General features: G+C 52.6%; 22 protein-coding genes. 19 read left to right on the plus strand and 3 right to left on the minus strand.

All coding sequences use genetic code 11. The features are described from left to right. Position 1 precedes the first annotated feature (1 nt). From MKY74_RS17730 to MKY74_RS17745, 4 genes are all read left to right on the plus strand, one after another. On the plus strand, positions 2-901 hold the full coding sequence (locus MKY74_RS17730) for a carbohydrate ABC transporter permease (protein WP_076167155.1): 900 nt from the start codon (positions 2-4) through the stop codon (positions 899-901). Positions 902-940: 39 nt separating this feature from the next. Then, complete coding sequence (locus MKY74_RS17735; protein WP_076167153.1) at positions 941-2,461, plus strand: ABC transporter substrate-binding protein; 1,521 nt, start codon at positions 941-943, stop codon at positions 2,459-2,461. Positions 2,462-2,572: 111 nt separating this feature from the next. Continuing rightward, complete coding sequence (locus MKY74_RS17740; RefSeq protein ID WP_076167150.1) at positions 2,573-4,315, plus strand: cache domain-containing sensor histidine kinase; 1,743 nt, start codon at positions 2,573-2,575, stop codon at positions 4,313-4,315. 26 nt (positions 4,316-4,341) lie between these two features. Next, positions 4,342-5,739: a helix-turn-helix domain-containing protein gene (locus tag MKY74_RS17745; protein WP_076167148.1), complete on the plus strand. Its 1,398-nt coding sequence runs from the start codon at positions 4,342-4,344 to the stop codon at positions 5,737-5,739. A 30-nt stretch (positions 5,740-5,769) separates the two neighbouring features. On the opposite strand, the gene MKY74_RS17750 is transcribed toward MKY74_RS17745, so the two are convergent. After that, positions 5,770-6,666, minus strand: a complete 897-nt coding sequence (locus MKY74_RS17750; protein WP_084203728.1) for a LysR family transcriptional regulator — start codon at positions 6,664-6,666, stop codon at positions 5,770-5,772. Between the two features lie 104 nt (positions 6,667-6,770). Between MKY74_RS17750 and MKY74_RS17755 the strand changes: the two genes are divergently transcribed. From MKY74_RS17755 to MKY74_RS17775, 5 genes are all read left to right on the plus strand, one after another. Then, on the plus strand, positions 6,771-7,691 hold the full coding sequence (locus MKY74_RS17755; protein WP_076167144.1) for a DMT family transporter: 921 nt from the start codon (positions 6,771-6,773) through the stop codon (positions 7,689-7,691). A 260-nt stretch (positions 7,692-7,951) separates the two neighbouring features. Beyond that, on the plus strand, positions 7,952-8,368 hold the full coding sequence (locus MKY74_RS17760; protein WP_076167142.1) for a VOC family protein: 417 nt from the start codon (positions 7,952-7,954) through the stop codon (positions 8,366-8,368). Between the two features lie 233 nt (positions 8,369-8,601). Then, positions 8,602-9,552: a glycoside hydrolase family 43 protein gene (locus MKY74_RS17765; RefSeq protein ID WP_076167141.1), complete on the plus strand. Its 951-nt coding sequence runs from the start codon at positions 8,602-8,604 to the stop codon at positions 9,550-9,552. A gap of 98 nt (positions 9,553-9,650) precedes the next feature. Beyond that, on the plus strand, positions 9,651-10,370 hold the full coding sequence (locus MKY74_RS17770; RefSeq protein WP_076167139.1) for a YebC/PmpR family DNA-binding transcriptional regulator: 720 nt from the start codon (positions 9,651-9,653) through the stop codon (positions 10,368-10,370). Between the two features lie 32 nt (positions 10,371-10,402). After that, positions 10,403-11,197, plus strand: a complete 795-nt coding sequence (locus tag MKY74_RS17775; protein WP_244169175.1) for a spermidine synthase — start codon at positions 10,403-10,405, stop codon at positions 11,195-11,197. A 107-nt stretch (positions 11,198-11,304) separates the two neighbouring features. Here the strand turns inward: MKY74_RS17775 and MKY74_RS17780 are convergent, their stop codons facing one another. Both MKY74_RS17780 and MKY74_RS17785 read right to left on the minus strand, forming a co-directional pair. Then, the gene (locus tag MKY74_RS17780) at positions 11,305-12,147 is read right to left on the minus strand and encodes an aldo/keto reductase (protein WP_076167137.1); all 843 of its coding nucleotides are present in this window, start codon (positions 12,145-12,147) and stop codon (positions 11,305-11,307) included. 138 nt (positions 12,148-12,285) lie between these two features. Further along, positions 12,286-13,503 carry an MFS transporter gene (locus tag MKY74_RS17785; protein ID WP_076167134.1) on the minus strand — a complete coding sequence of 406 codons (1,218 nt, stop codon included), beginning with the start codon at positions 13,501-13,503 and terminating at the stop codon, positions 12,286-12,288. A gap of 178 nt (positions 13,504-13,681) precedes the next feature. Here MKY74_RS17785 and MKY74_RS17790 point away from each other — a divergent pair, with 178 nt between their 5' ends. The 10 genes from MKY74_RS17790 (at position 13,682) to MKY74_RS17835 (ending at position 25,570) form a co-directional block, all read left to right on the plus strand. Continuing rightward, entirely contained in the window at positions 13,682-14,113 is a 432-nt protein-coding gene (locus MKY74_RS17790; RefSeq protein WP_076167132.1) for a winged helix-turn-helix transcriptional regulator, read from the plus strand. Between the two features lie 124 nt (positions 14,114-14,237). Beyond that, the gene (locus MKY74_RS17795) at positions 14,238-15,035 is read left to right on the plus strand and encodes a helix-turn-helix transcriptional regulator (RefSeq protein ID WP_076167130.1); all 798 of its coding nucleotides are present in this window, start codon (positions 14,238-14,240) and stop codon (positions 15,033-15,035) included. Positions 15,036-15,270: 235 nt separating this feature from the next. Then, entirely contained in the window at positions 15,271-15,666 is a 396-nt protein-coding gene (locus MKY74_RS17800; RefSeq protein ID WP_076167127.1) for a VOC family protein, read from the plus strand. Positions 15,667-15,987: 321 nt separating this feature from the next. Then, complete coding sequence (locus MKY74_RS17805; RefSeq protein WP_076167125.1) at positions 15,988-17,043, plus strand: LacI family DNA-binding transcriptional regulator; 1,056 nt, start codon at positions 15,988-15,990, stop codon at positions 17,041-17,043. A 109-nt stretch (positions 17,044-17,152) separates the two neighbouring features. Continuing rightward, positions 17,153-18,376, plus strand: coding sequence for a sugar ABC transporter substrate-binding protein (locus MKY74_RS17810; RefSeq protein WP_167372833.1), 1,224 nt, complete (start codon positions 17,153-17,155; stop codon positions 18,374-18,376). A gap of 24 nt (positions 18,377-18,400) precedes the next feature. Then, positions 18,401-19,327, plus strand: a complete 927-nt coding sequence (locus MKY74_RS17815) for a carbohydrate ABC transporter permease (protein WP_076167121.1) — start codon at positions 18,401-18,403, stop codon at positions 19,325-19,327. Next, entirely contained in the window at positions 19,324-20,163 is an 840-nt protein-coding gene (locus MKY74_RS17820) for a carbohydrate ABC transporter permease (RefSeq protein ID WP_244169174.1), read from the plus strand. The genes MKY74_RS17815 and MKY74_RS17820 overlap by 4 nt, the downstream gene beginning before the upstream one ends. A 41-nt stretch (positions 20,164-20,204) precedes the next feature. Beyond that, complete coding sequence (gene yicI, locus MKY74_RS17825; protein ID WP_076167118.1) at positions 20,205-22,526, plus strand: alpha-xylosidase; 2,322 nt, start codon at positions 20,205-20,207, stop codon at positions 22,524-22,526. A 694-nt stretch (positions 22,527-23,220) separates the two neighbouring features. Next, positions 23,221-23,958, plus strand: coding sequence for a UMP kinase (gene pyrH, locus MKY74_RS17830; RefSeq protein ID WP_076167116.1), 738 nt, complete (start codon positions 23,221-23,223; stop codon positions 23,956-23,958). A gap of 151 nt (positions 23,959-24,109) precedes the next feature. After that, entirely contained in the window at positions 24,110-25,570 is a 1,461-nt protein-coding gene (locus MKY74_RS17835) for an MDR family MFS transporter (RefSeq protein ID WP_076167114.1), read from the plus strand. Positions 25,571-25,611: the final 41 nt, after the last annotated feature.

A 25,611-nucleotide genomic window follows, 5' to 3' on the forward strand; every position in this document is an offset into this window, starting at 1 on the left:
CATGAGGACAGCTAGCGTGAAAAAAATCATCGGCCCTTCCTTGATCCACCTGTTTTTCTGGGCTTTTACACTGGCATCATTGATTCCCTTTATACTGATTTTTATGGTGTCGATCTCGAGTGAGGATTCGATCCTGCAAAAGGGGTATTCCTTGTTCCCCAAGGAAATCAGCTTTGCTGCGTACCAGTTTTTGTTTAACGATTTCTCGGAAATCGCTAAGGCCTACGGCGTCACCATCCTGACGACACTGATCGGAACGGTGGTCAGTTTGCTCATGACCGCGTTGTTCGCCTATCCGTTGTCCCGTCCGGATTTGCCCCTGCGGCGTACGTTATCCTTTTATATTTTCTTTACGATGCTGTTCGGCGGGGGGATGGTGCCCTGGTATATGACGTACGTCAACATGTTTGACCTGAAAAATACGATTTTTGCCATGATTATTCCCAATCTGCTGCTGAGCGCCTTCAACGTGCTCTTGATGCGAAGCTTCTTCTCATCGACTATTCCGGAGTCGGTCGTGGAGTCGGCGACCATTGACGGAGCCAGCGAAATCCGGATATTTTTCAGTATCGTCCTGCCCCTGTCGCTGCCGATCATGGCGACCATCGGGCTGTTCAACACGCTGTCTTATTGGAACGACTGGTATAACTGCATGCTGTTTATTGATAAGCCTGAGCTGTACAACATTCAGTACTTGATGACCAAAACGTTAACCAATATCCAATACCTGCTGATGAAATCGGGAAGCTCCGCCCAGGTGGGCGAGCTGCTGGCCAAGATGCCCCGGGAAACGGTCCGGATGGCGCTGGCCATCGTCGGGATTGCCCCGCTGCTGTTCGCTTACCCGTTCTTCCAGAAATATTACATCAGCGGGATAACGAGCGGCGCCGTCAAGGGCTGACTCTACATCATTTAATCGTTGAGAGGAGAAGCGTCGACAATGAAAAAAGCCTACCATTTGGTGCTGATCATGATGCTGTGCGGAATGCTTGCCCTGACGGGCTGCGGCAAAGGAGGTGCAGGTGACTCCGGCGAAGCTTCAGGCACGGCCGCCGGCGGCACCGGTTCGGACAGCGGCACCGGTCTGAAGCCTTATAAAATTACGCTGGTATATCCGGCGTCCGCACCCAAGGATCTGCAGCTGGTCCAGGATGAGATGAGCAAATACCTGACGGAAAAAATCAACGCGACGATCGAGCTGAGGCCGATTGAATGGGCGTCATGGGATGACAAGACCAACCTGATGAAGATTTCCAACGAGCCGTTCGACCTGCTGTTTACGGCAAGCTGGTTCTCGTATGCCAAGGATGTGGCCAAAGGCCAGTTCGTGGAACTGGATGAACTGATGGCGCAGTACGGCAAGGACATTCCGGGAATTCTCGGAGATGACTTCATTAAGGGCTCGAAGATCGGCGGCAAATTGTACGCGCTGCCGACGAAGAAGGAATTCGGACAGGGCTTCGGTTTCCTGCTCGACAAGAAGCTGGTGGACAAATACAAATTCGATATCAATGGCGTCAAGTCGCTGGAAGATATGGAAGCGATGTTCAAAACGATTAAAGACAACGAGCCTGGCGTGACCCCGGTCGTCTCCAGCAAGTTCACAAATATTTGGAGTGCGGCCAATTACGACGGGATCGTGGCGAATCTAGCCGTTCCGCGGGGAAGCAAGGAACCTAAAGCGATCGATACGCTGGAGGATCCCAAGTTCATCGACTTCTTCAAACGGATGCATCAGTGGTATCAGAACGGCTGGTTCGACAAGGACATTCTGACCTCTGACGCCGACCAGGGAATGAATATGATTAAAGCCGGCAAGGCGTTCGCCGTGGCCCAATCCCTGAAACCGGGCAAAGATAAGGAGATGAGCGTCACGACGGGCGTGGACCTGGTACAGGTCGAGACGGCGGAGCCGTTCACGACGACGGGAGATGCGCAGGGGGCGATGCTCGGCATTTCCCGGACATCCAAGGATCCGGCGCGGGCCATGATGTTCCTCGATCTGCTGTACAACGATCCGAAACTGCTCAACATGCTGGACTGGGGCATTGAGGGCAAGCATTACGTGAAAAAATCCGACCAGGTCATCGATTATCCGGAAGGCGTCAATGCGGACACGCAAACCTACCCGAATCCGGGAGGCTGGATGTTCGGCAACCAGTTCAATTCTTATCTGTGGGCGAACGAGGATCCGAACAAGTGGAAGGAATTCGAGAAGTTCAACGAGCGGGCGGAACGGTCGATCGCCCTCGGATTTGCTTTTGACCAGGAGCCGGTCAAATCGGAGCTGGCCTCCATCGCCAACGTGGAAAAAGAGTTTGACGCCACGCTCCGCTCCGGTGCCGCGGATCCGGAGAAAATCATCGCCAAGTGGAAGGAAAAACGCAAGGCGGCCGGCTTTGACAAGGTCAAGGCGGAAGTAGACAAACAGCTCGCCGAATGGGCGAAGGCGAATCCATAACATCGGCAGTTACGAGGGAATCTCCAACCGGTATAGCTTTAAACCGGGGATGGGGATTCCCTATTCCCCTTCCTGAAACACTTTATTTTGACAAAAAGGACCGACAGAGCTATGAATATCAAACGTTCGCTGCGCAGCAAATTAGTGATCGGCTTCATTGCCATTACGCTTCCGCTCTTCCTGCTTTTGCTCTATAACAATTACTACGCGATGAACACGGTCCGGGAACAGGTGGCCGATTCGAACAAAAACTCGATCATCCTGTATTCAAGCCAGATCGAGGCGGCGCTCAACAAGGAGATCAAGTTTTTGTACAACTTTGCCGTCGAGGATCCCAACATTGCTGCGCTGTCCCAGCTGCTGAACGATGGAGACGAATATGTTCTGGCCAAGGCCCGGATCCTGAACAGCCTTACGCGCTATCACCGGTTCGATAACAGCGTGGACCTTCAGTTCATCTATTCGGTGCAGAACCATGATTTGTTCAATACGCCGATCAAGACGCAGTCTTATGACGAACTGCAGTCGATTCAAATGGCTATTCAGCAAGTGGTGAAAAATGCCCGTCCGGGCAGCCCTGAGTTCATGCAGTGGAAGGCGATTCCATACAGCAAGGGCAAATACGCCCTGATCCGGCTTGTGGATGCGGGTGACGGTTTCTATTTAGGGGCGTTTGTTCAGCTGAAAAATTTGATGGTCCCGCTCGATCTGGTTCATCTCGGGGAGGACGGCTACGCCGGCTTTCTGAACGAAGCGGGCGAATTGATCACCAGTTCGGCGTCCCCCGATTCGCCCAAGCTGGACATCGCGCCGGTCGAAGATCCAACCGATACCTATCAGGCCGTAAAGGCGGAAGGAAGACGGTATATCGTGGTCCAGCACCCGATCCAGAGTACGGAACTCAGCCTGGGCGCCTTTATTCCGGAAGCCCGCATGCTGCAGAATCTGTACCACTTCAGGCGGGGGATTCTGATGATTTCCGTCTTGGCGGTCATCGTCCTGATCATTTACTTGATCTACTTGAACGATATCATCTTGAAGCCGATGAACAGCTTGATCCGTGGTATGCGGAGCATCAAGAACGGCAATCTGGCTTACCGGCTGAAGCCTTCCAAATCGAAGGAGTTTATGATCATCAATGAAACCTTTAACAATATGGCTTCCGAAATTCAAGAGCTGAAAATCAGCGTGTATGAGGAGCAGATCAAGGCGCACAAAGCGGAGCTGAAGCATCTGCAGCTTCAGATCAATCCCCATTTTCTGCTGAACTCCATCAATATCGTATACAATTTGGCCCAAATACAAAATTACGGCGTCATTCAGCTGATGTGCCTGAATCTCGTTCAATATTTCCGCTTTGCGACCCGGACGAACCAGGTGGCGGTGACGATAGCAGAGGAGATGGAACATTTGGAGAGCTATATCCGGATTCAGCAGGTCCGCTTTCCGGACCAGGTGACATACGCCTGCCATTTGCCGGAGGAGCTTGCCCAGGCGGCGGTTCCGCCGCTGCTCATTCAACCGTTTGTCGAAAATGCGATCAAACACGGCTTTGATTTTATGGACCATCCGTTTCATATCGATATCCGTATCGATCACGCAGCAACGGAAGAGCTGACGGTCGTCATTGCCGACAACGGCGCCGGGTTTGACGAAGAGACGCTGCAGCTGCTGCGGACAGGGGCATATATGGAGAGTCGAAGCGGCGAGCATCTGGGCATGACGAATGTCCTGTACCGCTTGAAGCATTTTTTTGGCAGCGACGCGGGACTGTCATTTGGGAATGCTCCTGAGGGCGGCGCTGTCGTCACGCTGACGATTCCCCACCGGAGAGTGGAGGAGTTCGCTTCCTAATCTTGAACAGAACTGGAGGGAACCTGATGTATAAAGTGCTGATCGTGGATGATGAGATGTATGCCGTGATGGGAATCAAGAGCGGAGTCGATTGGGAGGCGCTGCAGGTTTCAGAAATTTACGAGGCTTATAATCTCAGGGACGCGCTGAAAGTGTTCGAGCGTTCGGCGATCGACGTGATGATCTGTGATATCGAAATGCCGAAAGGAACCGGAATTGAGCTGCTGGAGCGCGTTAATGACATTTCGCCGGAAACCGAAACGATATTTTTGACGGCTCACGCCCATTTTGATTTTATGCAGCGGGCGATTCAGCTCGACGGATTTGACTATCTGCTGAAGCCGATCGAGTACGACGTGCTGAAGTCGTCGATCGCCAGGGCGCTGGAGTCTGTCAGGCAGGAACGGGAGATGACGGAGCTGAGGGCACGGTACAATGAGACCTGGCAGAAGAGAAAAGGACTGATCACCGAGAAATTCTGGAACGACGTCCTTACCCGGCGCATCCATTGCACACCGGATAACGCGCTAAAAATTTTGCAGGAACATGAGCTGCTTGCTTTATCGGGGACGACCTTCATGCCTGTTCTGGTCAGCGTGGAATCGTGGATGCGGGAGTACAGCACCCGTGATGAGGAAATGATGGAATACAACATCCGCAAAGCAGCGGAGGAGATGCTGCTCGATCCCGGCCGCGGTGAGGTGATCCAAACCAAGCAGGGGGTCAACGTTGTTATTTTGTACGGTCCGGAAGATGGAGAAATACGCGAAGATACATTGTATGACCGCTGCATGGCCTACCTGGAGTCCTGCCGGCGTTATTTTCACTGCACCTTATCCTGTTACATCGGGGAGCCGTCGACATTATTTGAAATTGGCGAAACCTATCAAAAGCTGCTTGAGATGGAGTATGGCAATCTGAACAAATCGAATGAGGTGTACCGGCTGGCGGGGTTCGTACCGGAGAGCGGCCAGGTGCCTGCTGCCAAGCTCCGGAATTGGATACAGCTGCTGGAGCTGGGAAAGCTTGAGGATGTAGAGCGGGATCTGAAGACCTGCCTCGCCGCCCAGCGTCTTATCCCCGTAATGTCCGAGAAAGAAAGCCATCCTTCGGTCATTCAACGCGTCCAAGGCTACATTGCCGAGCATCTGCATGAACCGATCACAAGGGAGCAGCTCGCCTGTTGTGTGCATCTGAACCCGGCATACCTATCCCGTCTGTTCAAGCGGGAAACGGGAGAGTCCATTACGGATTACATCCTTCGTGAGCGGATGGAGGCCGCCAAAGAGATGATCAGGGAGTCCAGCATGCCGATTTCTGATGTGGCCAAGTCTCTCGGATACTACAATTTTTCGCATTTTTCCAAAATGTTCAAAAAGGTGCATCACGCCTCACCCCAGCAGGTCAGACGAAAGTCGGTTTGAAGGCGTGGATGCCGTACAGCATCCCGCCGCCTAAGTTTGCTCGTCGGGATGCGCTGCTGCAGGCGGGAACAGCCGGAATGCCGTATCCACAAACAATCTGACGGCAATGGATGCCTGTTTGAAGGACGGAACGGCAAGATGCAGCTTGCGGTACGCTCTGGGAGTCAACTCTCGGCTCATGACATGTTCAGGCACGCTCTGCAGCGACAGCTCCGACATGATGCAGATGCCCAGTCCTTCGTTGATCATGTTCAGGGCGGTCGGATAGTTGGTCGTAATATGCTTCACGTTCAGATTCGCTCCCCCGGCGCGGAACAGCTCCATAACCGGCAGCTCATAGCCGCCCTTGCAGACCAGCATCGGCTCATCCGAGAGATCCTGAATCCGGATTTCCTTGTAATTGCGAAAGCGGTGATCGTCGCGGAAAACGACGTGAAGCGCTTCGTTCCGCAGCAGCCTTGTGTCCAGATCGTTCAGCGGCGGAATGAGGAAGCCGACATCCACGACCAGCTCATCGAGCCAATGCCGGACTTCCTCCACGGTGCCTTCATACATCTGAATATTAATGTTCGGATACTTGTCGTTGATGGCCCGGACGATTTTCGGATAATAAAAGGAAGCGGCGGCCGGAAAGGCTCCGACACGGATGCTGCCGGTCTCCAGCCCTTTCTCGGCGGCAACCTCCTGCGAAATTTTTTCGTATTGCAGCAAAATTTCCCTGCCAGTGACCACGATCCGTTTGCCGATATCGGTCAGGACGACACCGTTTCGCGGATGGCGGTTCAGGAGGGTAACTCCGAGCTCGGACTCCAGGCTGGATATGGCGCGGCTGACCGCCGGCTGGGTCATATTCATCATCTGGCCCGCTTTCGTAAAGCTTCCCGTTTCCGCGACAGCCACGAATAGTCTGATCTGCGTCTCATTCATAACGGATATGTTATACCTCCTATGAGGAATATGCATTTTATTTATAGTTCAACGTATTGTATCATGGTTATTGACCATGATTCAAGGAGTGACCTTCCGTGCGAATGCAGAAGAATACATTGTTACTATTAATCTTTTTAATATTGGTATGGGGAATCAACTGGCCATTATCCAAAATAGCTCTGGACTATGCGCCGCCAATCTTGTTCGCCGGCTTGCGGGCATTGATCGGCGGCGTGCTGCTCGTGCTGGTGGCTCTGCCTAAAGCGAAGCAATTGCGGCTGCGTCAGACCTGGCCGATCTATTTGACCTCCGCGCTTCTCAGCATCGTTATATACTATGGTGTCCAAACTATCGGACTGCAGTATACGCCGGCCGGATTGTTCTCGGCGATCGTGTTTCTCCAGCCTGTGCTGCTTGGGCTGTTCTCGTGGTTGTGGCTGGGAGAGGCCATGACGAAGCAGAAGATGCTTGGCCTGATCGTCGGCTTTGCCGGCGTCGCCACCATGAGCGCCGGCGGGTTCACAGGGGATGTTTCCGCCGTCGGTATTATTTTGGCGCTGGTCACAGCCCTCTCCTGGGCGCTTGGCACGGCCTATGTCAAGAAGATAGGACCCAAGGTCGACTCGACCTGGCTGACAGCGATGCAAATTACGATCGGCGGTGTCATTCTGCTGCTGGCCGGTTCGGGAATGGAAGACTGGTCGAAGATCCAGTGGAACGGGACGTTCATTTGGGATACGCTGTTTATCGCCGTTTTCGTCATCGCGGCAGGATGGTTCGTCTATTTTAAACTGATCAGCGAAGGGGAAGCGAGCAAAATCGGTTCGTTTACGTTTCTGATTCCGATCGTTTCGATCTTTTCGAGCGTGCTTTTTCTGAACGAGAAAGTGACGATAAATCTTGTAGCCGGCCTGATTCTGGTTCTTGCCAGCATTGTGCTCGTCAACGTACGGTTCCAGCGCAGAAGAGCGACGGCGCTGCCTGCGGTGCCTGAGGGACACGGAGGGCCGGGATCCCGATGAAGAGGGAGCACGAGGCTAAAAGTTAAAGCAAAATCCGCGTTTATCGCGGATTTTTTTTATTTTTTTGCGAGAAAACCAGCGATGATAGCAATTTATAAGAAATGCAGGCGTCCTTTCCATGATAGAATGCAATTAAGTCAAACGGTATCACGATCTGTGAAGGTAGACTAGACTCAGAAATCTCCGCTTGGCGGAGCGAATGTTGAGCCTGATCATGCTCAGGTTACCGTGAATATTCCGAGAAAAGGTGGTAATTTTAAATGGCGCTGCAATTGGACAAAATTTTCGTGAATCTCCCGGTTAAAAACCTGAAAAACTCGATCGAATTCTTCTCCAAAATCGGATTTGCCTTTAATCCTCAATTTACGGATGACAATGCAACCTGCATGGTCATCAGTGATCATATCTATGTCATGCTTCTGGTTGAGCCGTATTATCAAACGTTCACCAATAAAGAAATCGCCGACGCCTCCAAGACGAACGAGGTCATCGTGAGCGTGTCCGCCGACAGCCGCGAGCAGGTGGACGAAATCGTCAACAAGGCGCTGGAAGCGGGCGGCAAGCCGTCCAATGACAAGCAGGATCACGGATTTATGTACGGCTGGAGCTTCCAGGATCTTGACAACCATTTGTGGGAAGTCATGTATATGGATCCAAGTGCCGTGCAGCAGCAGTAAGCCAGATATCATAGAAAAGAAGGTGCAGGCTGCCGAGCCTGTGCCTTTTTTTTGAAGAGATCAGAAAGTATAAGTTTTGGAGCCTCTGCTTCCTGATCTCGCAAGAGAAACTTCTTTTAGACGCAGTCTGCCTTCTTTGAAGGTACGTCGATATACTTTTTTCATAGGAAAACGGTTCCATAGTTTGGTAAAATGAAATACAGGACAAGTCACTTGTGGAGAGGAGCAGCATTGTGAATCTTAAAGATAACGACCGCCGTTCAGGCAACCCGATTTTTCCCGGATGGTATGCCGATCCTGAACCCCGAATTTTTGAGGGCCGATACTGGGTATATCCTACATACTCGGCAGCTTACGATGACCAGACATTTTTCGATGCGTTCTATTCCGATGATCTGGTTCACTGGACCAAGGTTGAACAGATTCTGGAGATGAAGGACATTTCATGGGCAAGACGGGCGATGTGGGCCCCTTCCCCGATCGAGCGAAATGGACGCTACTATTATTATTTTGCGGCGAACGACATCCAGAGCAATGAGGAGCTGGGCGGCATCGGTGTTGCCGTGGCTGACCGGCCCGAAGGACCTTTCCGGGATGCTCTGGGGAAGCCGCTGATCGACCAGTTTTACCATGGCGCCCAGCCGATCGACCCTCATGTTTTTATCGATGACGACGGTCAGGCTTATTTGTATTACGGGGGATGGAAGCACTGCAACGTCGTGAAGCTGAACGAAGACATGGTCAGCATCGCTCCCTTTTCAGACGGAGAGGTATATAAGGAGATAACACCGGAGAATTTCGTGGAAGGACCGTGCATGATCAAGCGCGAAGGCAAGTATTACTTTATGTGGGCCGAAGGCGGTTGGGGAGGTCCGGATTATTCGGTGGGGTACGCTGTCTCGGATTCGCCGCTGGGACCGTTTGTGCGGGAGGCCAAAATACTGCAGCAGGATCCCGAGGTGGCTACGGGAGCGGGACATCACGGCGTCATTCAGATTCCGGGTGAAGACGAGTGGTACATCGTTTACCACCGCCGTCCGCTGAGCGAAACCGCAGCGAATCACCGTGAAGTCTGCATCGACCGGATGGAGTTTGACCACGAAGGCCGGATTAGGCCGGTGAAGCTGACCTTTGAAGGGGTGCCGCCAAGAACATTGCCGACACATGAGAAGAGCGATTCGTAAGGCAGAAGCTTGTTCAATAGACCGTTTTTGCGATATAATAGAACACGTCTTCTACAAGGAACGATAGAATCTGATATTAGTGAAAGAGAGCGGATCGTATGGGTCGTAAGTGGAATAACATTAAAGAGAAGAAAGCATCGAAGGACGCAAACACTAGTCGTATATATGCCCGTTTCGGGCGGGAAATTTATGTCGTCGCCAAGCAGGGCGAGCCGGATCCGGAATCCAACCGGGCGCTGAAGGTCGTTCTTGAACGCGCCAAGACGTACAATGTGCCGAAGGCCATCATTGACCGAGCGCTGGAGAAGGCGAGAGGCAACTCTGATGAGACCTATGACGAGCTGCGGTACGAAGGCTTCGGGCCGAACGGATCCATGGTGATTGTGGATGCTTTGACGAATAACGTCAACCGCACCGCTTCAGAGGTCCGGGCTGCATTCAGCAAGAACGGAGGCAACCTTGGCGTCAGCGGATCGGTCGCTTACATGTTCGATTCCACCGCAGTCATCGGCGTCGAAGATAAGACGGAAGAAGAAGTTCTGGAGCTGCTGATGGAAGCGGATGTCGACGTTCGCGACATCATCCAGGAAGACGATTCCGTCATCGTATATGCCGATCCGGAGCAGTTTCATGCTGTGCAGGAAGCCTTCCAGAACGCTGGCGTAACCGAATTTTCGGTTGCCGAGGTTTCCATGATCGCGCAGAACTATGTGGAGCTTCCGGCCGAGTCCCAGCCGGCATTCGAGAAAATGATCGATGCGCTCGAAAATCTGGAGGATGTCCAGAATGTGTACCACAACGTGGAGCTTGAAGATTAATCAGCGTGACGCGATTTGCCGGAAGAAGGCCATTGTCTGAGAAGACGATGGCCTTCTTTTCGGTAGGAAAGGAGAAGACGGAATTGTATGAATTGGCGAGAAAATCGAACGGAAGTCAGGAAATCGTCGTCTACGAAGCGCATGAGCTGTTTGGTCAAACAGGCCGCTTCCGTGTACTTCAATTTGGAGACAACGCGGTTCAAGGTGCCATCGACCTCCGAGATCCGGACCGCATAGTGCTGGAGTATCCGCGCGAAATTGTCCGGCTAATTCGTGAGCGGACGCCCGAAACCGGCAGGATTTTTATGATCGGACACGGAATTGGAACGATTGCCGGCCAATTTCGCGAAGATCAATGCCTCGTGGCCGAGGTCAACGCGGAGATCGTGGAGCTGAGCAGGAGCTATTTTCAATACGGCTGGAACAATGTCGAGATCGGAGACGGAAGGGCCCTGCTGGAGCAGCAGGCCGACGGCTCCTTCGATTATGTGATCTTAGACGCGTTTACACGCGAAGGGACGCCTCATCATCTGACGACCGAGGAATTTTTTGCGCTGGCCCGGCAAAAGCTGAAGGCAGGCGGGATGCTGATCATGAACGCAGCAGGCAAGCTGCAGCGTGACCCCGTGCTAAGTGCCATTCATACCACAATGGAGCAGGTGTTTGCTTCAGTTCGAGCTTTCGCCCTGACAGAAGGGGAACGGGATGCAGAACGGAACGTGTTGTTCCTGGGCTCGGAAACGCCGGCCGCAGCGGATGTCAATGGTTTGGAAGGTTTTATGCAGGTGAAGCTGGAGCAAGGATACATTCTTAGAGACCGCGTGTAATGCCAGAGCATGGTTTGAACAGTATGCAAAAACGATGGAATTTAAAAAACGCCATCCTTCCGAATCCGGAGGGATGGCGTTTTCGTATGGTGAATGATAAAGCAAAATTAGAAATCGAAGTTGTCCGGGTCGGGACCTACACGGCGGTTCTCGTTGAGCCCGTCGATCCGGTCCATATCTTCCTGGGACAGTTCAAAATCAAACAGCGATGCATTTTCGACGATACGGTGCTCTTTCGTCGATTTAGGGATAGTCACGACCTCATGCTGCAGGTCCCAACGGAGGACCACCTGGGCGATGGATTTGCCGTATTTGTCCGCGATTTCTTTTAACAGCGGATGGTTCAGCAGCTCGCCCTGCATCAGCGGAGACCACGCCTCGAGCTGAATGTTGTGCTGCTTCGTGAAGTCGCGAAGCTCTTTTTGGGTCAGCATCGGATGGAATTCCACCTGGTTGATGACCGGTACGATTTCCGCATCCTTCATTAAATCTTCCAGGTGGTGTACCTGGAAGTTGCTGACACCGATCGATTTGACGCGGCCGTCTTTATACAGCCGCTCCATCGCTCTCCACGCTTCTTTATATTTGCCGGCAACCGGCCAGTGGATCAAGTACAGATCCAGATAGTCGAGACCCAGCTTTTTCAGGCTTGTCTCGTAGGCGGCGATGGTCGATTCGTAACCGAGGTCTGCGTTCCACACTTTCGAAGTAACGAAAAGGTCTTCCCGCTTCAGTCCGTTGTCGGCCAGCGCCTCGCGGATTCCCTGACCAACGCTCGTTTCGTTGGCATAAACCGCAGCGGTGTCGATACTCCGGTAACCGTGCTTCACAGCAGCTTTCACGGCTTCGACGAGCTCGCTGCCTTCCTCAACTTTAAAGACGCCCAGGCCCAGCCAAGGCATCTCGATGCCGTTATTCAATCGCGTTTTGCTTTGTACATGTTGAGTCATTATAAATTGCCTCCTAGATGTTGTTTATCATGATATAAATTTGTCTTACCTCCGCAATTCGAAACCCATTCGCTTATCATTACCGGAACTGTATAGAACTTATCCGCATTAGATACGATAGCTAAAAAAGCATCAAGATTACGCACTGAGCATGTTGTTGTCACTAACGGATGACGCCGTATCCTTGCGTTCGAGGGTACGGCTCCACCAGGTGAGCAGAACGGCTGCGGCAACCATGATCGAGCCGATCCATGCGGTATGAATCAAGCCGAGATGATCGGTCACGATTCCGCCCAAATACGCGCCGAGCGCTATGCCGGCGTTAAATGCAGCAATGTTCACAGACGAAGCGACGTCGACGGCCTTCGGCGCAAACCGTTCCGCAAGCATGACGACGTACACCTGAAGTCCAGGCACGTTCATGAATGCAAGGAGCCCCATGCCGAAGATCGTAATCAGCCCGGCGACCTTAAACGGAGCCGTGAATGTGAGAAGAAGCAAAATGACCGCCTGGATCAGGAACATATACAATAAGGCGGATAAAGGCTTGCGGTTGGCCGCTTTGCCTCCGATCACATTACCAATGGCAATGGCGATGCCGTAGAGCAGCAGGATCAGGGCGACGGTTGATTCTTTAAAGCCGGTAACATCATGCAGCAGCGGCGACAGGTAGGTAAATACCACAAAGGTTCCTCCATAGCCAAGCGCAGTAATCAGAAAAGCAAGCAGCAGGCGGCCGTTCGCCACAATTTTGACCTGATCACGGACGGGCGTCCGGACGCCTTTACGCAGGTTGCCTGGGACAAGGATCAGGTTGGCAATCAGCGCGATAACACCGACGATCACGATCGCCACAAACGCGGCTCTCCAGCCGAGCTGCTGACCAATGAATGTTCCCAGCGGCACCCCGGTGACGGTCGCCACCGTCAGTCCGGAGAACATGATGGAAATGGCGCTGGCCCTGCGGTTTTCCGCGACGAGATCGGCGGCAATCGTCGACCCGATCGACATAAACACGCCGTGGGACAAGGCCGAAATGATTCGCGCCGTAAGCAGCAGACCGATCCCGGTGGATGCGGCCGCCAGACTGTTGCCGACAATGAATACCAGCATGATGCCGATAAGCAGAATTTTGCGCGGCACACCTGACGTTAAAGAGGTTAGAATCGGCGCTCCAAAGGTGACACCGAGCGCATATAACGTAACGGTCAACCCGGCAAGGGTTACCGAAATGTGCAGGTCATTGGCGATCAGGGGAAGCAGCCCCACACTGATAAATTCAGTGGTACCAATCGCGAACGCGCTGATGGCTAAAGCTAATAAGGCAAAGGTTGCGCGTTTTTTATCCAAAGACATGGTATGATCTCACTCCTATATATGTTGTTCTATCTATTTGATGCTGTGATCTAGCTACAGGGTAGTCATTACCGGCCGGTGAATGTTATTATGTACCCGTGAAGTAAATTTGAACAGTACGTACTTTTTAGTACGATAGGCACCAAAAAGTGCCCATAGATGTTGAGGAGGGTCTTGGATGGAAAAAAAGAAATATAACATTTCGGTTGAAGCAACGCTGGAAGTGATCGGCGGCAAATGGAAGTGTGTGATTTTGTGCCACTTGACGCATGGAAAGAAGCGGACAAGCGATCTGCGGCGGCTGATGCCGTCCATCACACAGAAAATGCTGACCCAGCAGCTTCGTGAGCTGGAGGACGACGGAATCGTAAACCGCATCATCTATCATCAGGTTCCGCCGAAAGTGGAGTATGAGCTGAGCGAATACGGCTGGAGCCTGAAGCCGATTCTGGATTCCCTTTGCGCGTGGGGGGAGCATCATATTATTAAAGAGTATGGTGACAAATTTGCCGTGCTTGAGGATAACATTCTGAACAACAAGGACATCGGCCTTGCGACAGAAATGGATCAAACTGCGAAAGAAGAGGAAACTTCGTTGTCCAAAAACTGAAATTTGTCTTTTATTTGAAGGGTAGAATATGGTAATATAAACGGGAACAGTTGTTCCTGGTTTGGCGAGGGTTGGCCCATGCTCATCGCGCCCGCATCCATCCGGGACTCAAGGGAGGTAAGGTATGACCAACAAGTTTCCTGAACTGGATGGAGTCATTGCCTATATTCAGAACCGGCTGGATGAACCGCTGGAGCTGAACATGCTGGCGAAGTATGCAGGGTACAGCCCGTACCATTTTGCCCGGATTTTCAAAGCGCGGATGGGGCTTCCGCCGCTCTATTACGTATCATCACTAAGGCTGCATCGAGCCAAAGAGCTGCTGCTGAGCACCAATCTAAGCATTCGTGACATCAGCCTGGAAATCGGCCAGCAGAGCCTCGGCACGTTTACTTCCCGGTTTACGGAGAAGGTTGGGGTTACACCTTCCCTATTCCGCAATTCCAGGGACATCGCGGACAACCATTTAAACTCTCTCAAAGCGCTCGAAAGCTGGTATGATCTGCCGGTTTTGACGTCACCTGTGGGAACCGTGGAAGGGTCCATATCCTTCGAAGTACCGTTCGAAGGGGTCATCCTCATTGGATTGTTCGCCAAACCGATCCCTGAAGGGCTGCCTCCTTACGGTACGCTTATCTCTTCGGCGGCACGTCGATTCCGGTTTACCGGCGTGAAGCCTGGAACCTACTATCTATTAGCGACTTCGGTCTCATGGGGAATGAGGGCGGCCGATTTTCTGGTGCCCCAAACGACGCTTCGCGCCAAGCATAAGGTCCCAATCGTCGTCGGTCCTGATAAATCGGTTCCGTTTCAACGGGTAAACATGCGGGTTCCGCATCCGGACGATCCGCCCATCCTGATATCGCTGCCGTTGTTGATGAACAATTTTCTTCATATCAACAATCAACTCAGCAATCGGTAAGAAATCCGTTCCTGATCGCGGTGTTATAGTAGAGACAGCGGGGCAGGAAGTTATCCATGTACATAACGATTCATACAATGTTGCGCCTTTTCGGACTCCGTTATCCCGAGCTTTTTCGGCTGCGGTTTGTTTTCTTGGAAGGGACAAGCATATTTTCATCCGCGGCTGCCATGTCACATGTCAAGGGTACCATTCCTGCTTCTAAATGAACCATTACAGGAAAGGATGAATGACGATGGCCAAACACATGACTTACATTTTTTCTGAGGATGCCAGAGCGCAGGCCGAGTTTTATGTTCAGGCGCTCGGAGGAGAAATTGTATCGGTACAGACCCATGGGGAATTGCCTCACGCTACGGAAGAATACAAAGATAAGGTGCTGCACTTGAGCCTGGTTGCCGCCGGCGTGAATATTCTAATGTCAGACGCGGTATTCGAACCGGTGCAGCAAGGAACAGCGATCAACCTGGTACTGGAATTTGAACAGGAGCCGGAAGCGTATGCTGCATTTGAGAAACTGTCTGAAGGTGGAACGGTTCGCGACCCGATCAAACCGGCTTTTTGGGGTTCTTTATTCGGCCAATTGGAAGATAAGTTTGGCATCCGCTGGATGATTACGACCGGATCTTAACGTCGTTCTCCATAGCAGAGCCCGGCTAACTAACGATATCAGTTGAATTTGTAAGCAAACAGGGGACTTCCGGGACTCATGCGGAGATCCCTTTTTGCAATGGAACAACGGGAGCTTGTAAGTTAAATAACCATGATCCCGGCTGGAGCAAAGAGGAAGGCGATTTAGAAGGACCAGAAGAGATAAAATGATTATCGAACATCATTTTTTGTCCTAAACCATCATGAAAGCGTTGACACGCGGGAAGCCGCGGAGTTACAATAAACCTGCCTGAAAGATCAAACGTCTTTCATTCTGCAGAATAAGACAAGAGGTATACTTATGAAGGATCATAAAAGACTGACGTTAAAAGGAATCGCCCAGCAATTGGGCATCTCGGTCGCCACGCTGGACCGGGTCCTCAACAATCGCGGCAATGTGAAGCCAGAGACGTACCGGAAGGTTATGGAGAAGCTGGAGGAACTGGAATACACGCCGAACAAATCGGCGAGATTCCTGTCACGGGGGACTGAAATTTCCTTTGCGATTGTGTTTCCGGAGCATCCGGATTATTTCTGGACACAGATTGAGCGAGGCATCCGCCTTGCGTATGAGGAGCTGCGGGATTACGGCCTGCGGATTGAAATTTTCAAATCGGAGAGCTACGACACGGAGAAGCAGAGACAGATCGTGCAGGAGATCGTGGACAGCGGCGCCTACGATGCGCTGGCCTTGTCTCCCAACGACTCGCAGCAGATGGAGGATCCCATAGACCAGGCGATCGATAAAGGAATGGCGGTATGCACATTCAATAACGACGCGCCGCTCAGCAAGCGCCTGTTTTACGTGGGCTGCGACTATCGGATCGCCGGCAGACTCGCTGCCGACATGCTGTGCAAGCTGATCGGAAAGGGCGGCAGAGCCGGACTCATCACATCGGATGCCAGCAGCCTGCCCTCGGCGACTACGTTTCAGATGCAGCAGAAAATTACCGGCTTCCGCGAAGTCATTGCCGAGCAGGGGAACATCGAAATGGCACCGCCGCTGAAGCTGAAGCATGAGGAATACGATCATCCGGACCACTTTGGTGAATACTTCCGCCAGGTCGACGGCATTTATGTCACGAGCGCCAAGCTGCATGTTATTGCGCGCCATCTCGAAGAAGCGGGTCTTGGCGGCACCGTGGCTCTGATTGGCCATGACATGACGGAGGATATTTATCAGGATCTGGACCGCGGCACGGTCACGGCGACGATCTGCCAGGACCCGGTAAACCAGGGCTATTTGGCGGTCAAGACGCTGTTTAACCATACGGCCAGCGGCGAGAAGGTGAATTTGCGGGAGAACATTTCCAAGTTGGAACTGGTTACGAGGGAGAACGCACGGTACTATATCTAAGGGTATAGGATGCCGGGCTTCTCACGAGAAAAATGATGTACGTACATCATTTTGTGATATTTATAATCAAACACCCAAATACTAGATCATTTCGAAGGAGGACATGCTTATGCGCGGCAAAATGAAAGCGCTCTTTCTCGCCTTTTCGCTGTTTGCCCTGACGCTGACCGCCTGCTCGGCAGGTTCCGGTACCGATTCGGGAAAAGTCACCCTGACCTGGTGGGATACGATGACGACGGATGGCAGCGTAACCGCGATCAACAATATCATCAGCGAATATGAACAGGCTCATCCGAATGTGAAGATCAAACGAACATACGTATCTTCTTCCGATATCAAAAACAAGCTTTTGCTTGGTTCGATCGGCAATCAGGGGCCGGATATCGTATGGATCGACAGCGCAGACCATCAGACGTTCGCAGCTGCCGGCATTTTGGCTGACATCACCTCCGAGGTTAAAGCGTGGGGCCAGGCGGATCAATATTATGACGGACCATGGTCCTCCACGGTGTACGACGGCAAAAATTACGGCGTTCCGGTCGGAAGCAACAACCTGGCGCTGTTTTATAACAATGAGTTGTTTGATGAAGCGGGCATCAAACCGCCCACCAACTGGGATGAGCTGAAGGAAGACGCCAAGCTGCTCACTAAAAAAAATGTATACGGTTTCGCGGTGAGTGCGGTCAAGACGGAAGAAGGGACATTTCAGTTTTTGCCGTTCCTGCTGCAGGCCGGCTCGGACGTTCCCGACTTTGATAGTCAGGGCACGCTCGATGCGGTAAACCTGTACGACTATATGGCTAAAAACAACTACATGTCCAGGGAAGTGATCACGCAGAAGCAATCCGACACCGCGACGCAGTTCGCCGCAGGCAAAGTGGCGATGATGGTAAACGGAACGTGGCAGATCCCATTCCTGCAGAAGGAGGGCAAAGTCAGTTGGGGCGTCGTGCCGCTGCCGAAGGGCAAAACGGGAGCGACTGTACTCGGAGGTGAAAACTGGGCGATCTCTTCAGCCTCCAAGCATAAGGATGCTGCCTTTGACGTCATTCGTTTCGCCAACGAGCCGGACCGGCTGAAGAAGCTTCTTCAGACCAACGGCCGTCTGCCGAGCCGCAAAGATTTGCTGCAGGACCCGTTCTGGCAGAAGGATCCGCAGATGAAGGTGTTTGCGGATGCGATGGAGGTGGCCAAGGCACGTGCCTATGGCCCGGATTATGCGGGAATTTCCGAAGCGATCCAGACGATGCTTCAGCAGGTGCTGACCGGGCAGGCTTCTCCCGAACAGGCCGTTCAAACGGCCGCCGGCAAGATCAAACCGCTTGCACCCTAAATATTGAGAAGGAGGAGGAACCACATGTCTGACCAATCCTATTCCGCGGCAGCGCCGAGAACGTCCAAGCGTTTAAGAAGTACAGCATGGACCCGGTATCTGTTCGTTCTGCCCGTCATCCTGTTCCTGCTGGTGTTCATTATTTTCCCGATCGTGTACAACCTCATTCTCAGCTTTCAAAATGTGACGGTATACAACTTTAAGGGGCATCATGCTTTTGCGGGTCTGGCGAGCTATATCAAGACATTCAAAGATCCGGTCTTTTACACCGCGCTCGGAAACTCGGTATTGTTCACCGTTCTCAGCCTCGTGTTTCAGTTTTCGATCGGCTTTGCGCTGGCCCTGTTCTTCAACCGCAGTTTCCCGGGCCGGGGCCTGATGCGTTCGCTTATGCTGCTCGCCTGGATGCTTCCGGTCGTCATCACGGCCTCGGTATTCCAATGGATGCTGAACGGCGACTACGGGGTCGTTAACTACATCCTGCAAAGCCTTGGGATCATTCACGAGCCGCACAGCTGGCTCAGCGAAAACGGTACGGCGCTGCTTTCCACGATCGTCGCCAACATCTGGGTCGGCATTCCGTTCAACATGATCATCCTGCTGTCCGGACTTCAAGGTCTGCCGGAGCAGCTGTATGAGGCGGCCAAGCTGGACGGCGCAGGGAAAATGCTGCAGTTCCGACACATTACGCTGCCGCTCATGCGACCGACCATTCTGATTCTGCTCATGCTGGGGATCATCAACACGTTCAAGGTGTTTGACATGATCTTCATCATGACGGCGGGCGGACCGGTAAACTCGTCGAACGTCCTGCCGATTTACGCCTACCAGATGTCCTTCACCAAATTCCAGTTCAGCCAGGGCGCATCGGTATCCATGATCATGTTCGCGATTCTTACCGTGCTGGCCGTGATCTATCTCCGGATGTCCAGTAAGGAGGAGGCTGCATGATGAACCAGCGAGCTCAATGGAAGGGTGCCGGCATGACTGTGATCGGTGCCGTCATCACCCTGTTGTTTTTGTTTCCCGTCTATTGGATGGTCAAAACGTCGATAACCCCAATTACGGACCTGTTCTCGTCACCGCCCCATTTTGGAGTGCTGAACGCGACCTTTACGGCTTACTATGACAACTTCATTCACAACACGGATATGCTCCGGTATATCGGCAACAGCTTTATTATCGCCATCGGGACGATGATCATGTCGCTGCTGTTCGCCACGCCCGCGGCGTATGCACTGGCGAGACTGGATTTGAAAGGCAAATCACTGATCATGATTCTGCTTCTCGCGATCCAGATGCTGCCCGGTATTATGATGGCGATGCCGCTGTTCATCATGTTCTCGAAGGTTCATCTCGTGAACAGCTACTTCGGGCTCATCCTGGCGGACATGATCCATGCGCTGCCGTTTGCGGTCCTCGTCCTCCGGCCGTCGTTCATGGCACTGCCCAAAGGGCTGGAGGAAGCGGCGAAGATTGACGGCTGCAACCAGTTTACGGCGTTTACGCGAATCATTCTGCCGCTCGTTGTGCCCGGCATGATGACAGTCGCGGTGTTCTGCTTCCTTTTTGGCTGGGGCGACTTTATCTTTGGCCTGACCTTGACGACCGAGGACAGCGTACGTCCGCTGACGCTTGGACTGTACCGCTTTATCGGGCAGTACGGCACGGAGTGGAACAACCTGATGGCGGTCGCCACGCTGGCTGCTCTTCCGATCATTATCATTTTCATCGGCCTGCAGCGCTACGTCGTGGGCGGCATTACCGCCGGTTCCATGAAAGACTGACGAATTTTTAATAGAAGATATAGATAGGAGAGAGACCCACTATGAAATTTACAGACGGCTATTGGCATGTGCGGCAGGGGCTGCAGGTATTGTATCCGGTTGAGGTAAGGGATATCGAGACCCGCGAAGACGAAATGACGGTGTATGCATCCACCAAAAAAATCGTCCACAAAGGCGATACGCTGAATACGACGCTGCTTACGGTCCGCTATTCTTCCCCGATGGAGAACGTCATCTGCGTGGAATACATCCATCATGACGGCATGGACGACAAGGGCCCAGCCTTCCAAATCTACAAGCAGCCGGACCTGAAAGTTCAGGTCGAGAAGCGCGGCGGCGCCGTTACACTCACCAGCGGCAAGCTGACCGCTACCGTTCGCCCAGACGAAGGGTGGAACGTCGCGTATGCTTATGACGGACGCCGCCTCACCGGCACCGGCTATAAAGGACCGGCTTACATCAAATCCTCCGAATCGGCGGATGTATATATGAGGGAACAGCTGGACCTGGGGGTCGGCGAATATGTGTACGGGCTTGGCGAACGGTTTACGCCTTTTGTGAAAAACGGTCAGGTCGTGGATCTATGGAACGAAGACGGGGGGACCAGCAGTGAGCAGGCCTACAAAAACATCCCGTTCTACGTTTCCAGCGAAGGATACGGCGTGTTTGTGGATCACCCGGAGCGCGTTTCTTATGAAGTCGGCTCTGAGAACGTCTCGAAGGTGCAGTTCAGCGTTCCCGGCGAAAAGCTGAAGTATTACATCATTGGCGGATCCAATCTGAAAGAGGTTCTGCAAAACTATACGGCATTGACCGGGAAACCGGCGCTTCCGCCTGCCTGGTCTTTCGGCCTGTGGCTGACGACCTCGTTTACTACCAGCTATGACGAGGACACAGTCAACAGTTTTGTAGACGGCATGCTTGAGCGGGACATTCCGCTGCATGTGTTCCATTTTGACTGCTTCTGGATGAAGGAGTTCCAGTGGTGCGATTTCAAATGGGATCCCGACGTGTTCCCGGACCCGCAGGGGATGCTGCGGCGGCTGAAAGACAAAGGCCTTCATATCTGCGTCTGGATCAACCCGTACATCGGGCAGAAGTCGTACCTGTTCAAGGAAGGCAAGGAGAACGGCTATCTGGTGAAAAATCCGGACGGCAGCGTCTGGCAGTGGGACCGGTGGCAGTCCGGCATGGGGCTCGTGGACTTTACCAATCCGGAAGCGGTCCGCTGGTACCAGGGGAAGCTGAAGGAGCTGCTCGACATGGGCGTCGACAGCTTCAAAACCGACTTCGGCGAGCGGATTCCGACGAACGTCGTTTATTACGACGGCTCCGATCCGGTGAAAATGCACAACTATTACACGTTCCTGTACAACCAAACGGTATTTGAGGTGCTGGAGGAGACGCTCGGTAAAAATGAAGCGGCGGTGTTTGCCCGTTCCGCCACGGCCGGCGGCCAGCAGTTCCCGGTGCATTGGGGCGGCGACTGCTCCGCCTCATACGTATCGATGGCCGAGTCGCTTCGCGGCGGCTTGTCCTTGTCGCTCAGCGGCTTCGGGTTCTGGAGCCACGATATCAGCGGCTTTGAAAATACCGCCACACCCGACCTATATAAGCGCTGGACCGCTTTCGGAATGCTGTCCACGCACAGCCGGCTGCACGGGAACCAGTCGTACCGGGTGCCTTGGCTCTTCGACGAGGAAGCGGTGGATGTGCTGCGCTATTTTACCAAGCTGAAATGCACGCTGATGCCATATCTGTTCCGTTCCGCCGTGCAGACTGCGGCAACAGGGGTGCCCGTCATGCGGGCCATGGTGCTGGAATTCCCCGAAGATCCGAACTGCCATGTGCTGGACCGCCAGTATATGCTCGGGGATGCGCTTCTCGTCGCACCGGTCATGAACGACCAGGGACTGGCACGGTACTATGTACCGGAGGGACGCTGGACCGATTTCGTAACCGGAGAGAGTGTAGAGGGAGGCCGGTGGATCAGCCGGCAGGTCGACTACTTTACGGTTCCGCTATTGGCGCGGGCCGGAAGCATCATTCCGGTCGGAGACAATGACCAGCGCCCGGATTACGACTACGCGGACGGCGTGATCCTTCACGCCTTTGAACTTGCGGATGGGACGGAAACGACAAGCGTCGTGAACGGGACGAACGGCAAGGAAGAATTAAAGGTCGCGGTAACCCGGAACGGGGAGCGCATCGATGTCCAGGCGGAAGGGACGAAGCCGTGGAAGCTGCTTCTGCGCGGCATAAGCCAGATCGCTCAAATCGCAGGCGCCGATTCTTCCGTGACCGGGCAGGGAGTACTTCTAACGCCACACGCGGGCGTTAAGCAGATATCGCTTCAATTGTAATGGGTTTGCCATAAGCAAAAGGGATCCAGAGCCATACTGACATCAGGCTCCCGAAAAACCGCCTTGGGCCGGTTTTTCGGGAGTTTTTACGTTTACTTTTATTACATTGAGCTTCCTCCTATAATGGCGCGATGCGTCACTTTAACGTTAATTTTCTTATGTTCATTCTATCTACTTATAACGTTAACGTTTACGTCAACGATGACGCCAACCTTTGGAAAAAGAGCGAATCAACAACCGCTGATACCCATATTGCAATATATGAAAAATTCACAATAGAAAGCCGAAAAAATCCGCACCTATCTCCGACCTGCAAACCCATTTTTTCGTACAACCTATACACTGCTCACTGGTCACAAGGTAGGTCTGTCCACTCCGCCATACCCCCTCTCTGCAGCCATAGTTGATTCAGACGAACCTTTCAGGATATAATCTGCTTGGTAAAAAACGGATTTCAAAGGAGGATCCCTGGTGTTCAAGCGGTGCATACATCCCATGATTGAGAAAACGGCATATGTAGGAAGCGTTGAACACTAAGGCATTAGCGGCTTTAGTGTTTTCTTTTTGGACTTCTGATTAGCGGTGTTGGCTGAAGGAATTTGGATGTTTCGAAATCAACACTGAGGAAGCTTATTTATCTAAGTGGGCGTATCACGATAGTCATTTTTTCGGAACCGAAAGGAGTGTTTGATCCATGGCGGCGTACCAAAGAGTGTTAATTAAGCTAAGCGGCGGAGCGGTGGCAGGAACGAGCCAGTTCGGCTTTGATCCGGGCCGGCTGGAGCATATTGCGGACGAAATTTTATCCGTTGTGTCTATGGGAGTGGAGGTTTCCCTGGTCATCGGCGGCGGCAACATATTCCGGGGAAACATGGCGGAAACCTGGGGCATCGAAAGGGCGGAGGCCGATAATATCGGCACGCTGGCCACCGTCGTCAACAGCCTGATGCTGCGTGGTGTTCTCAAAGCGAAGACGGACAAGGAGGTCCGGGTCATGACCTCGCTCCCCATCGCTTCGGTGGCCGAGCCGTATATTCGACTGCGCGCCATACACCATCTGGAGAAAGGCTATATCGTCATTTTCGCCGGCGGTAACGGCCAGCCGTACGTCACGACCGACTACCCTTCGGTGCAGCGGGCGATCGAGGTGAACTGCGACGCGCTTCTCGTTGCCAAGCAGGGAGTGGACGGTGTGCTGAGCGCCGATCCGAAGACGGATCCCTCCGCCAGAAAATTCAAGTCGCTGCACTATGACGACGTTATCCGGCACGATCTGAAAATCATGGATCAATCGGCCTTTATTCTGGCCCGGGACTACCATCTGCCTATTCATGTATTCAACTTTGACAAGCCGGGTTCAATGAGAGAATTGTGCGAAGGGAAGCATCAAGGTACGATCATCAGCCGCGATTCTGTACTGGCTTATGAGTAACTTCTAAACGGTGGAATAATACTTAAATGACTAAAATAATAAATCATTTAAAAAAAGCAATTTATAAGAAACATTTTCATGAAGTTATGTGGTAAAATAGGCTCGCTGATGCCAAATATAGACATATTGCATGAAACAGGAGGGAGAATATATGAATCCATCAGGTGCCGCAGCTGCATCTGCACCGGCTGATATCAGCCATATCAAGAAGCTGCCTATATTAGTCTCATTAATTGTGGGAGCGTTCTTTTCCATCTTAAATGAGACGCTGCTCAATATCGCTTTCCCAGAATTGATGGTTGAGCTCAAAGTCTCGGCCTCTACGCTGCAATGGCTGGCCACAGGCTACATGCTGGTCGTCGGCGTTCTGGTTCCCGCATCAGCGCTGCTGGTCCAGTGGTTTACGACGAGGCAAATGTTCCTGGGAGCCATGATCATTTTCACGGTGGGAACGTTTGTCTGTGCCTTTGCCCCTGGCTTTGAATTCCTCCTGATCGGCCGTTTGCTTCAGGCCGCAGGTAGCGGTTTGATGCTTCCGGTTATGATGAATACGATCCTGATACTGTATCCGCCGGAAAAACGCGGAGCCGCCATGGGCAGTATCGGTCTCGTTATTATGTTCGCTCCAGCGATCGGACCGACGTTGTCGGGATTGATTCTCGATTCGTTTGAATGGAGATGGCTGTTCTACTTAGTTCTGCCGTTTGCCATCATTTCGATCATCATCGCGTTTGTGTATTTGAAAAATGTCTCGCAGCCTACCAAACCCAAAGTGGACGTTCTGTCGATCATTCTGTCAACGATCGGATTCGGCGGAATCGTCTATGGCTTCAGCAGTCTGGGTGAAGGTGGAGCGGGCTGGTCGCATCCCAAAGTGTATTGGACCATTATTGTCGGCGCGGTTGCCCTGCTGCTGTTCGTGATTCGTCAGCTCCGGCTGAAAGATCCTTTAATGGATATCCGGTCCTTCAAATTCCCGGCGTTTACCCTGACGGCGATCATGCTGATCATTATGATGATGACGCTGTTCTCCTCCATGTCGCTGCTGCCGTTCCTGTTTCAGGGTGCACTCGGCATGACGGTGTTCGCTTCCGGTCTGCTGATGCTACCGGGGAGCTTGCTCAACGGCTTGATCTCGCCGATTACCGGTAAACTGTTTGATAAGTTCGGTCCGCGGGCGCTGATCATTCCGGGAACGGCTGCTCTGGTGATCATTATGTGGTTCTTTACGCAGGTATCGGTCGAAACGAGCAAAGTCACGCTGCTCATTCTGCATATCTGCATGATGATTTCCATCTCTATGATCATGATGCCGGCGCAGACAAACGGCATGAACCAGCTTCCAGCCCGGTATTATCCGCACGGTACGGCGATCTTGAATACGCTCCAGCAGGTGGCGGGTGCGATTGGTGTGGCCTTCTTTATCAGCGTCATGTCCAACGGCCAAGCCAGCTTCCTGAAGGGCTCTTCGGATCCAACCGCGCCTGGGCAAATGGCCGAAGCGATGGTAGCCGGCGTGCATAACGCGTTTGTCATCGGATTTGGCTTCTCCATCGTAGCGTTGATTCTGGCATTGTTCTTCAAACGGACCAAAGGTCCTGCTGAATCCTAAGCGGTTGATGCCCCTCCCAGCCATGTTTCCGTCCGGTTATC

The organism is Paenibacillus sp. FSL R5-0378 (assembly GCF_038009285.1).
GTDB lineage: Bacteria > Bacillota > Bacilli > Paenibacillales > Paenibacillaceae > Paenibacillus_AQ > Paenibacillus_AQ favisporus.